Genomic DNA, 10,153 nt, shown 5'->3' on the forward strand with positions numbered 1-10,153 from the left:
TTTAGAGATTTAAAACAACATTTGTTGCAACGGCAATTTGATAAAGAATTTGAGTTAGCATACTAAAGATTTGCAAATTCTCACTTTCAACTTTAGGTAAAACTAAGATAGAATCCCCTGGATGCATTGTAATATTTCCATTAAATTTTTCAGCCTTACCATTGCTACGTATAACTAAAACCTTGGAAGTATCAGCTCTTTCTCCATAGCCTCCAGCAAGATTGATATAATATTTTAAATCTTTGCCCTTATCAAAAACAAAAGCACCCGGCAAAGAGACTTCACCTTGAACGATTACAAGATTGTTTTTACTTGGAACATTGATCACATCCCCATCTTCTAAAATCACAGATTTATAAGATTTTGGATTATCAATAACGATTTGTCCTTTAGGCTCAACCCGCTTAGCCCTTTGGATAAATTCAAGAATCAATTTTGCCTGTTCAGCTCTAATAGCAGCACCTTGAGAGGTAACCGAAGTGCTTGTTAAGGCTAAGGTTTCTAGTTCTTTAAGTTGAGCATTGATGAGTTCTTTTTGAGTTTTGGCAACAGATTTTCTAAAAACCTGTAAAGCATTAACATTGGATTGATCATTAAACATGATAAGCCTTGAAACATCCTCTAAAGTTGTTCCTTTTTTAACCACCAAATTTTTAAGCCCGCTATGTTCACCGCTTACAGTGATCGTGATATTTTTAGAGATATATTCTGGATTAAATTGCACCTCATCGCCGGTTTGTAGTAAAACTTTAGAAAATTGCATTTTATTATAAGCGCTGACATTGAGTTTATGATCCTCTCCATAGCTTTTAACCACAGCATTGGTCACTATAGGTTTTGCTCCTGCTACACGCGCCAAATCACTTAAAGTCTTAATATCATTTGAGAGTTCAAAGCGAAAAGGTCTTTGCACATCCCCACTTACAAAGGCATAATTTTGCACATTACCCACTAAAATAACATCCCCGCTTCTAAAAGGAAAGAGATCCATTTGACCCTTAAGTAAAAAATTATACAAATCTATATTTTTAATCACTTGATTGTTTCTTAGAATTTCAATATCTCTAAAACTTCCATATTCTAAATTAATCCCACCTGCTTTATCAAGATATTGTATCACAGAATCTGAACTTAATCCTTGATAAAGTCCTGGAGAATTCACACTTCCTGTTACAAAAACAGAAACATTTTGATAGGCGTTCATATCAGCATAAACAAAAACATTACTTTTATAAATTCTATTAACATGAGCCTTAATCACGCTCACTAAAGCACTGTTTTTTACACCCAATAAATTAACGGCACCCACTTTTGGGATAAAAATATTACCTTGAGAATCCACAACAAGAACACGCTCAAATTCAACAGCACCCCAAATTTTTAAACTGATTTGATCACCTACTGCAATTTTATAGTCAGGATTATAAACCCTTTGAGTGTAATTTTTAAAATTTCCATTAAAGAGATGTGCGCCAAAAACAGAAATTGTATCATCCGTTTTTACTGTATTTTCTTGTTGAAATTTGGAATTACTTGTGCTTATATTTTTATCTGATATGAAATTAGCATTCTCATTTTCAACTGCAGTGATTTGAGAAACATCCACTGAACCAAAAGCAAAAACAAAAGAAAATAAAAATAAAACAATCTTTTTCATCTAATACTTATGCTCCTCCATAATCATTTTAGCAAATTTAATAATGCCATATAATAAAGATAAAACCATAAAGGCTGTTAAAATATCATAAATTCTTTGGGGATATTTTGCAATTTGAGGCTTAGTAGGACTTTGGATTACAACAAGTTGTTTAATCTTTCTTACTGCCTCAATTCTTGCACTTTCATAAGCCTTTAAAGCTGATTCATAAGCTTTTTGAGTAAAATTTGCCTCTATGGTCAAATCTTGAAATTTGGCAGCAAGATTATTTAATTTTTGCGAAGGATTATTAGCTGAAATTTTAGATTTTTCTTTTAATAATTGTTTTTTTAAAGCCACAATTTCAGCTTTTAGAGTTACAATCTCTGGTGCTGCATCATTCATATAGCTTTGTAAGCTTAAAAGCTTAGCTTCTTTTTGAGCTAAATTAGCCTCAATTTCTGAAATCAATTTAGCTTTGCTTTCAGCTTGTTTTAAAGGATCAAAAACTCCGTATTTATTTTGAAAAGCGATTAAATCATTTTGCGCTTTTTGAAATTTATCTTTAAATTTTAAAACTTCACTTTCAGCAAAAGCCATTTGATCTCTTGCTGATTTATGAGAAATTTCATTAACAAATTTTTCACTTTCTTCCATAATAGTTTTAGCGATCAAATAAGAAGATTCTGGACTAAAACCTTCTACTTCAACACTTAATAATCCAGTTTCATTGTCAGTATGAATTTTAATACGACTTTGGTAATATCTTAAAAAAGCCTCATTAGAACTTGATTGCCATAATTTATAAAATAAATCCAAATGTTGCTCATTGTAAAGTTTTTTAAGCTGAATTTTTTGATCTAGAATTTTTAACATATCAGAAGAATGAATATAACCTTTAAGATATCTAATATCGTCACTAGCAACAGAATTTGAAGAAAGCAAAGATAAAATACCATTAGCTTGAACACTGGTCCCACTTGTAGCTCTAACATCTAAAATCATAGTAGTTACATAACGAGGTGCAGCAATAAATACATAATAAATCACGACAAAAATCATCAAAAACCAAACAATTTTAAAAGAATCAAAAATACTTAAATCTTTAATTTTTTTCACAAATGCTTTTTTTTCTTCCATTAAGCTCTTCCTTGATAAACTGCTATTCCCTCATCAACATCATCATAAACAGTCGCTTTTCCATTTTCCATAAAAATAATTTTATCACACCATTCTTTAATTTCAGCCACATCATGAGAAACCATAATCACCTTTGATTGACTAAGTCTCTCCCTATAAAGCTTTACACTCTTTTCCCTAAAAGAAGGATCGCCCACTGCACCTGCTTCATCGATTAAGTAATAATCAAAATCAAAAGCCATGCTAAGCCCAAAAGCAATCCTAGCACTCATTCCTGAAGAATAGGTTTTCATCGGCTCATCAAAAAATTTTCCAAGCTCTGCAAAATCTTCTACAAATTGCACCTTTTCTTGTAATTTTTTCCCCCTATAGCCATAAACTCTTGCTACGAATTTAGCATTATCTCTTGCAGTAAGTGAACCTTGAAAGGCCCCACTTAAACCTAAAGGCCAAGATAATTTTTTATTAGTAATTATCTTACCACTATCTGGAAGCTCAGATCCACTTAAAAGCCTCATTAAGGTCGATTTTCCTGCCCCATTTTTACCCATTAAACCTATGCTGCAATTTTCAGGAAACTCAAAAGTAAAATCTTTAAAAACATAATGTCTTCCACCATTAAATAAAGGGTAGGATTTTGTTAAATTTAAAATTTTTATCATTGTTTTCTTACTGCCGTCAAAGCTTGTCTATTATAATAATAAAAAAATAAACCTATAAAAAGCATTATACTAATACAAAACATAGGATAAATATAGTTATATTCATCATTTAAAGGATAATTTTTAAAAAAATTATATTTTAAAAGTTCCATAATATGAAGCAAAGGATTATAATATAATATCTCAAGTAAAATACGTGGCATAAGCCAAGTTGGGAAAATAATACCTGAAGTCCAATAAAAAACAATGCTAAAATAAAACAATGCGGTTCTTATAGGCTCAACAAAATGCCAAATAATTGCGAAACAAATCCCTAAAGAAAAACCTGAACAAAAAAGCAAAAATATACAAAAAGAAACATCCAAAAAATTTTTTGGTATCACTTCTAAATGAAAAAACCAACCTGCAAAAAATAAAACAACGATAAAAATCACAAAATAAATACAAAGCTCAAGTAAAGCTCTAGCAATAAAAACATGTATAGGCTTAACAGGCTTGTAAGCAAATAAGGCTAAATTTGCCCCTATACCATTCATAAGCTGAATCACTATGCTTCTAAACATAAAAAAAGGCATAATGCCAGAAATTAAAAACATAAAAATAGAAATTCCTTCAGGCATAACTTGATGATGAAATTCTCTAATTAGTGTCCCTATGATAGTAATTATTAAAATAATCGCCATAGGTTCACCCACAACCCAAAGATAGCCCAAATGCCTATTAGCTCCAAATCTGGTTTTTAACTCTCTAAAAAAAAGTGCATAAATTACATTTAACATTTGATTTTATACCACCAATTTTTACTTAAAAGCATAATATTAACTCATTTTGTTAAATAATGAAAGATTTTTTAGAAAATTTTATTTTTTTAGCAAGACCTAAAGTATTGTCTGTTAATTTAACCCAAATGATTTCAAGGATATAAATTTTAGCTTTTTTATCAAGCCTAGCAAAAGAAAATTTAGAAAAATATATTTTCTCTTGTTCTTTACTTGCTCTTTTAAATTCAGCTTTGGCTTGAATCCCTTTTAAAAAAGCGATTTTATTTTCTTTTGCAATATTTACAGCAACGCTAGAATTTTTAAAAGCTAATTGAATATGTTTTGTATTTTCATGAGAAGCGATTATGAAAGCAAGATTTTTTTCATCAAAAGCATAAAAAGCACTAGCGGTATAAACTCCTATATCATCGATCATAGACCATGATAAAAGTTTTTCATTTTTTATAAAATTTAAAATTTTTTCATCCATAATTAAAATTATACTCAACAAAATTTAAAATCAGCCGATATAATATAATAATCAAAAAAAATAATAAGGAGTTGGTTATGCAAATTGATACGAGTAAAAATCAAAGTTTTTCTATGGACTATACCACTAAAAGTGGTAAGCATTTAAGTCTTTCAATGTATGATAATCAAAGTTTAAATTATAATGATAAAGACGGCAAACAATTAAGCTTAAAGCATCAATATGGATTTAGCTTTACTTTTGAAGGTTCTAAATTGACTCAAAATGATATGGATGAAATCAAAAATGCCATGAAAGATGTAGAACCTATGTTAAATAACTTCTTAGCTAATTCAAAAGTAGGAGAATTAAAACCTAAAGAACTTATTCAAACCGCTATGCAAATTGCCGATGTTTTACCAGCTCCAAAAGATGAAAATCATAAAAATGCTATCGCAAGCAATTTAACTAATAAACTAGATAGCTTATTAAAACAAAATCAAACCAACAATAAAGATACAAATGCATCCATGCTAGAAGATAGCAAAAAGCTCTTAGATGAAGTTTTAGAGCAAATGAAAAAACAGCTTGAAAAACAACAAGAACAAAACAATAAAGAAAATAAAGAAAAAGATGGTTTAAATCTTTACGCTTAAAAAGGTTGATCATGCAAAATGTGCAAATTGTAGAAAATATGCTTAAACTCCAGCAAAAATTAAATGATGAAACCAACGGTATTGGTTGGGAAGAAGGCTACACCAAAGAAGGAAAATTGATCAGTTGGAGACGTTGTATTTATATGGAATGCGCTGAACTCATCGATTCTTTTGCTTGGAAACATTGGAAAAATATTTCAGAACCGACAAATTGGGAAAATGTACGTATAGAAATCGTAGATATTTGGCATTTTATTTTAAGCCTACTCCTTGAAAATAAAAAACAAGATTTTCACCTTTTTGCTACAGAGATTGCCTCTGTAAGTGTATTTCAAGATTTTTGCAAAGAAGAAAATAAACCGAGCGAAAATCAAAGTGAAATTTATGGCATTTTAAACGATATAGAGCTTATTATCCATAAATGCAGTGGCTTTGACTTTGATTTGGGCGAGTTATTATCTGTTTATTTTACTCTAGCAATCAAATGCGGTCTTAATTTAAATAGTCTTTATCAAATTTACATAGGAAAAAATGTCCTTAACATCTTTAGACAAGATCATGGTTATAAAAATGGCACTTATATAAAAAATTGGAATGGCAAAGAAGATAATGAAGTTCTAAATGAAATTTTAAAAACAGAAATCGATTATGAAAAAATTTATAATCATCTTGAAGAAGAATACAAAAAAGTTTCTCCATGCAAATTTTAAAACTTTCTTTACAAGATTTTTTTTCGCTTAAATTTTTAAAATTCGCTCTTATCCCTCTTGCTTGTAGTCTTTTATTTATGAGTATTTTAGGGATCTTTGGTTTTTCATTTTTAACCAATTATTTTCACTCTTTATTTAGCGTTAGCGAGGATTCTTTTTGGGCTTGGTTTTATGCTTTTCATGTAGTTCAAGTATTGCTTACTGTGATAAGCTTTTTATTTTCAGGCTTTATTGTTGTTTTTGCTTCTGTTTTTCTTGCCCTTTTTATCACCTCTTTTCTAACCCCTTTTATTGTTAAAGAAATCAATAGAAAATATTATCATTATAGCCTTGAAGAAGAAGTTGGCTCCCTTAGAGTATTTTTTGAAATTTTTAAAATATTTATAAAATTTGGCTTCTTTTTTATACTTTGCACCTTAGCTTTATTTTTGCCTTTTGTCAATCTTTTTATTTATTATTTTGTTTTTTACTATCTTTTTCATAAACTATTGATTTTAGATGTAACAAGTTCGGTTTTAGATCAGCAAAATTTTAAAAGTTTTAATGCTAAATTTTCTCCTTTTGAATTTAAATTTAGCACCTTATGTTTTTATATCCTTTCTTCTGTACCATTTTTAGGACTTTTTTTTCAAGTATTTTTTGTGATTTTCTTAACCCATTTAAGCTATCAAAAAATTTTAAAACTTAAAGCTTGAAATTTCAATATTATGATTATAAAGATAAGCTCTTAATAATCTTGGAATTTTAGCTTTTCTACATTCCTCTTTAAAATTTTTTGGAAGTTTTTTACAAAGCTCGTAATTAAAAACGAAAGCTTTATCATCCTTATAAGCTATAGCGATTTTTCCACTGATAACACAATCGCTTTTTAGCATTTGCACTCTTTGTTTAGCACTTGGAACAACCCCTTGAATTTTCAATGCTTTTGCGATCATACTTTCTTCTTTAGAGCAAATTAAAATCCCTTTAAAATTTTGTATTTTTTCAAAATCATAAATTTTTTGCCGATCTTTACTTAGATAATCAAAACTTCTTTTCAAACCTTTAGAAAATTTTTCAACAAAAGAATTAGAAAATTCTTTTCTTATATAGTTTCTAAAGTATTTTTCATCGTCATTGCTTTCATCATTAAAATAAAAAATTTTATTCTCTTTTAAAAAATTTAAAATTTCATTCTTGCTTACGCAAAGCAAAGGCCTTATAATGCAATATTTTTCATGCTTTTCAATTTCATTCATTCCTAAAATCTCTGCCAAACCTGCTCCTCGAGAAAGCTGCATTAAAAACCATTCAAGTTGATCATTAAGATGATGAGCTAAAATAAGATGATCATAAGAATTTTCAAGGCAAATTTGATGAAAAAAATCATAGCGAAAATCCCTAGCTTCTTTTTCAAAATTGCCTTTAAATTTGGGAGCGGTTTTTATAAAAATTTGTTTTTGAAATTTTAAAGCAAGTTTTTTAGCCTCATTTTCTTCTTTATCACTATTTACCCTAGTTTTATAATTAATCAAAGCTAGATCAAATGAAATATCATTTTGCATTAAAAAATAAAAAAGCGCACTTGAATCACTCCCATAAGAAAAAGCGAGTAAATTTTTGCCCTTTTTTAATAATTCTAAAATTTCATGCTTAATCTGCATTGATTTTTCTTAAAGCCTTAGCAATTAATTTTTTATCCAAGCTTTGAGTGATCTCACACTCATAAATTTGTCCCATTTCCAAATCACCGCACTCACTTTCATTGATAAGAATTTCTCCATCAATTTCTCTATCCCATCTTAAATCTTTTCCTGCAATGAAAAAAGCTCCTTCGCTACTTTCCCCAGTGCAAACCACCAAACGCTTTTTGCCCACTTCTTTTTCAAAACTTTTCTCTAAAACCTTATCGATAATTTTTTCAATTTTTTTAAGACGAGCATTGATTGTTTTAAAAGGAATTTGCTCCATATCAAAAGCTGCTGTATCTTCTTCTTTAGAATAAGCAAAAACACTCACTCTATCAAAGCCAAAATTTTGAACAAAATCACAAAGCTCTTCAAAATCCTTATCACTCTCTCCAGGATGTCCCACAATAAAACCCGTGCGCAAAAAACTATCAGGTGCATTTTTCATTAAAGTGAGCATTTCTTTAAGTTTTTTTTGCCCAGCCCCACGCTTCATAATTTTAAGCATAGAATCGCTAATATGCTGCAAAGGCATATCAAAATAATTCACAAAAATTTTAGAAGCTATGATGCGTTTGATCAAAGCTTCACTCGCACTTGTTGGATAAAGGTATAAAATCCTAGCTGCTCTTATACCCTTTATTTTTTCTATCTCATCGATTAAATGTATAAGCCCATCTTTTTCGCCTTTGTCAAACAAATAAGAACTCGTATCTTGTGCAATAAATGAAAAATCCTTATAACCTTTTTGCACCAAATCCCTAACTTCAGCAACAATGCTTGAAATTTCTCTTGATTTTAACTTGCCTTTAAAGCTTGGTATAGCGCAAAATGAACATTTTTGATTACACCCTTCTGCAATTTTTATAAAAGCATGAAAATTAGAACCTGTGATTACTCTTTTTGTGTTTTCATTTTGCAGATATGTTGAAGAAGAAAATAAATTCGTTTTTTTAAGTATCATTTCATCGATTCTTTCATAATCAGCCACACCAGTAAAAAGATCAACTTCGGGTAGTTCCTTCATCAACTCTTCTTGATAACGCTGCATCAAACAGCCTGTAACCACTAAAAGCGAATCTTTTTTTCTTTGCTCGTGTAAATTTAAAATCGCATTAATACTTTCTTTTTTAGCACTTTCTATAAAACCACAAGTATTGACAATCAAAACATCTGCCATACTTGGATCATCGCACAATTCATAAGCACTCAGACGCCCTAGCATAATCTCACTATCGACTAAATTTTTATTGCAACCTAAAGACATTAGATAAAGTTTTGACATATTTCTCACTTTTTTAAATTTGAATTTTCATTTTTTTTTTTTTTGATAAAATAAGTTTTTTAAAATTATAACAAAAAACTTCAGAGGATTTCTATGAAAAATATAGTTTTGCTTGGCGGAAGTGCTTTTAGTTTTAAAAATGGAATCACGCAAGGTTTAAAAAATAGAGGAATAAATGTAATAAATTTATCACTAGGCTTAACCCCTGCTTTACAAAATTTATACGAATTAAAAAGAAATTATCAAATTCTGAAAAACGCGGATTTAATTATAAATACATCTAACGTCAATGATATAGGTCGTTACAATTCTCTTGAATTATTTCCTAAAAGTTATCAAGTTATTAATTGGTTATATAAAGAATTGTATTTTTTAAATAAAAAAGTTCTTTGTTTTATTGCCCCAACTCCACAAAAATGGCATAACTTAGAATGTTCAAAACTAGTCGATATTTTACATAAAAAGCTTATCAAAAAATATGGTTTTAATATTATCGATTTAAATGGATATTATCTTGAAAAAAAATTGTATGATTTTATAAGAAGGGATGAGGCACATGATTTTGATTTTATTATGAGAAAAATTGGCGAGGAAATTGCAAATAATATTGAAAATTTTTCTCTCCCTAAAAAAATAAATATACAAAATGACAACCCTAAATTTATTACTTTAAACGTTAGAGAAATGGAAAACATTAATGAAAATAATTTTAAAAATAAATCAAATTGGCTTTGTCAAGAAGAGGTTTATGAACTAAAAAATGAATTAAAATTTAAATTCATGTATTACAATTATTTCATTTTAGGAGTTCATACTTGGAATAATCAAGATAATAGCAAAATTGAAATTAAGAATAATAATACAAGTAATTTTAATAGAAATCTTAATCATTCGTTTTCATTTTTTTTCGATACCTATAATAGAAATATCAAAATTACTGAAAATACAAAAATTCTAAGTAAAAATAATCCTATAGGATTTGTAGGATTTATTCTTGCCTCTCCAGAGGGAAACTATCACAATGAAGACATTGATTTTGAAAATTTAGCCAAAGAAAACATAGAAATCGATAAAGAATATAATTTTAATCACCTTATACCCCCAGTGGAATGGTATAAAGAAATTATAGATGAATATTGCAGCATCATGGATCCGATTAAACTAGTA

10 protein-coding genes and 1 pseudogene are annotated in these 10,153 nt (G+C 28.9%); 4 read left to right on the forward strand and 7 right to left on the reverse strand.

The window, feature by feature from the left end; all coding sequences use genetic code 11:
* Position 1 precedes the first annotated feature (1 nt).
* Genes H2279_RS07095 through H2279_RS07115 form a run of 5 tightly spaced genes read right to left on the reverse strand, consistent with a single transcriptional unit; the run spans position 2 to position 4,689 of the window.
* Complete coding sequence (locus tag H2279_RS07095) at positions 2-1,657, reverse strand: polysaccharide biosynthesis/export family protein (RefSeq protein ID WP_337196071.1); 1,656 nt, start codon at positions 1,655-1,657, stop codon at positions 2-4.
* The gene (locus H2279_RS07100; RefSeq protein WP_337196072.1) at positions 1,658-2,776 is read right to left on the reverse strand and encodes a capsule biosynthesis protein; all 1,119 of its coding nucleotides are present in this window, start codon (positions 2,774-2,776) and stop codon (positions 1,658-1,660) included.
* Positions 2,776-3,438 carry an ABC transporter ATP-binding protein gene (locus tag H2279_RS07105; protein ID WP_337196073.1) on the reverse strand — a complete coding sequence of 221 codons (663 nt, stop codon included), beginning with the start codon at positions 3,436-3,438 and terminating at the stop codon, positions 2,776-2,778. Before H2279_RS07105 ends, H2279_RS07100 begins: the two co-directional genes overlap by 1 nt.
* Complete coding sequence (gene kpsM, locus H2279_RS07110) at positions 3,435-4,217, reverse strand: capsule polysaccharide transporter KpsM (RefSeq protein ID WP_337196074.1); 783 nt, start codon at positions 4,215-4,217, stop codon at positions 3,435-3,437. Before kpsM ends, H2279_RS07105 begins: the two co-directional genes overlap by 4 nt.
* Before the next feature lie 52 nt (positions 4,218-4,269).
* Positions 4,270-4,689: a hypothetical protein gene (locus H2279_RS07115; RefSeq protein ID WP_337196075.1), complete on the reverse strand. Its 420-nt coding sequence runs from the start codon at positions 4,687-4,689 to the stop codon at positions 4,270-4,272.
* Positions 4,690-4,766: 77 nt separating this feature from the next.
* Between H2279_RS07115 and ciaI the strand changes: the two genes are divergently transcribed.
* From ciaI to H2279_RS07130, 3 genes are read left to right on the forward strand one after another with little or no spacing between them, the layout of a single operon-like run.
* Complete coding sequence (gene ciaI / locus H2279_RS07120; RefSeq protein ID WP_337196076.1) at positions 4,767-5,324, forward strand: intracellular survival protein CiaI; 558 nt, start codon at positions 4,767-4,769, stop codon at positions 5,322-5,324.
* 11 nt (positions 5,325-5,335) lie between these two features.
* On the forward strand, positions 5,336-6,034 hold the full coding sequence (gene dut, locus H2279_RS07125; RefSeq protein ID WP_337196077.1) for a dUTPase: 699 nt from the start codon (positions 5,336-5,338) through the stop codon (positions 6,032-6,034).
* Complete coding sequence (locus H2279_RS07130) at positions 6,022-6,729, forward strand: EI24 domain-containing protein (RefSeq protein WP_337196078.1); 708 nt, start codon at positions 6,022-6,024, stop codon at positions 6,727-6,729. Before dut ends, H2279_RS07130 begins: the two co-directional genes overlap by 13 nt.
* Here the strand turns inward: H2279_RS07130 and tilS are convergent.
* A complete protein-coding gene (gene tilS / locus H2279_RS07135; RefSeq protein ID WP_337196079.1) occupies positions 6,712-7,677 on the reverse strand; it encodes a tRNA lysidine(34) synthetase TilS in 966 nt (321 codons plus the stop codon). The genes H2279_RS07130 and tilS overlap by 18 nt on opposite strands.
* Positions 7,667-8,986 carry a 30S ribosomal protein S12 methylthiotransferase RimO gene (gene rimO, locus H2279_RS07140; protein ID WP_337196080.1) on the reverse strand — a complete coding sequence of 440 codons (1,320 nt, stop codon included), beginning with the start codon at positions 8,984-8,986 and terminating at the stop codon, positions 7,667-7,669. The genes tilS and rimO overlap by 11 nt, the downstream gene beginning before the upstream one ends.
* Before the next feature lie 93 nt (positions 8,987-9,079).
* Here rimO and H2279_RS07145 point away from each other — a divergent pair.
* Positions 9,080-10,153: pseudogene (locus tag H2279_RS07145) on the forward strand (hypothetical protein); the annotation flags it as partial.

Origin of the sequence: Campylobacter sp. B0100352/1, assembly GCF_020135855.1 — a bacterium.
GTDB classification, from domain to species: domain Bacteria; phylum Campylobacterota; class Campylobacteria; order Campylobacterales; family Campylobacteraceae; genus Campylobacter_D; species Campylobacter_D taeniopygiae.

Excerpts from the sequence above, each read along its gene's own strand:
- dut (WP_337196077.1), top strand. The coding sequence starts at position 5,336 with ATGCAAAATGTGCAAATTGTAGAAAATATGCTTAAACTCCAGCAAAAA.
- H2279_RS07115 (WP_337196075.1), bottom strand. The coding sequence starts at position 4,689 with ATGGATGAAAAAATTTTAAATTTTATAAAAAATGAAAAACTTTTATCA.
- tilS (WP_337196079.1), bottom strand. The coding sequence starts at position 7,677 with ATGCAGATTAAGCATGAAATTTTAGAATTATTAAAAAAGGGCAAAAAT.
- ciaI (WP_337196076.1), top strand. The coding sequence starts at position 4,767 with ATGCAAATTGATACGAGTAAAAATCAAAGTTTTTCTATGGACTATACC.
- H2279_RS07095 (WP_337196071.1), bottom strand. The coding sequence starts at position 1,657 with ATGAAAAAGATTGTTTTATTTTTATTTTCTTTTGTTTTTGCTTTTGGT.
- H2279_RS07105 (WP_337196073.1), bottom strand. The coding sequence starts at position 3,438 with ATGATAAAAATTTTAAATTTAACAAAATCCTACCCTTTATTTAATGGT.
- kpsM (WP_337196074.1), bottom strand. The coding sequence starts at position 4,217 with ATGTTAAATGTAATTTATGCACTTTTTTTTAGAGAGTTAAAAACCAGA.
- H2279_RS07100 (WP_337196072.1), bottom strand. The coding sequence starts at position 2,776 with ATGGAAGAAAAAAAAGCATTTGTGAAAAAAATTAAAGATTTAAGTATT.
- rimO (WP_337196080.1), bottom strand. The coding sequence starts at position 8,986 with ATGTCAAAACTTTATCTAATGTCTTTAGGTTGCAATAAAAATTTAGTC.
- H2279_RS07130 (WP_337196078.1), top strand. The coding sequence starts at position 6,022 with ATGCAAATTTTAAAACTTTCTTTACAAGATTTTTTTTCGCTTAAATTT.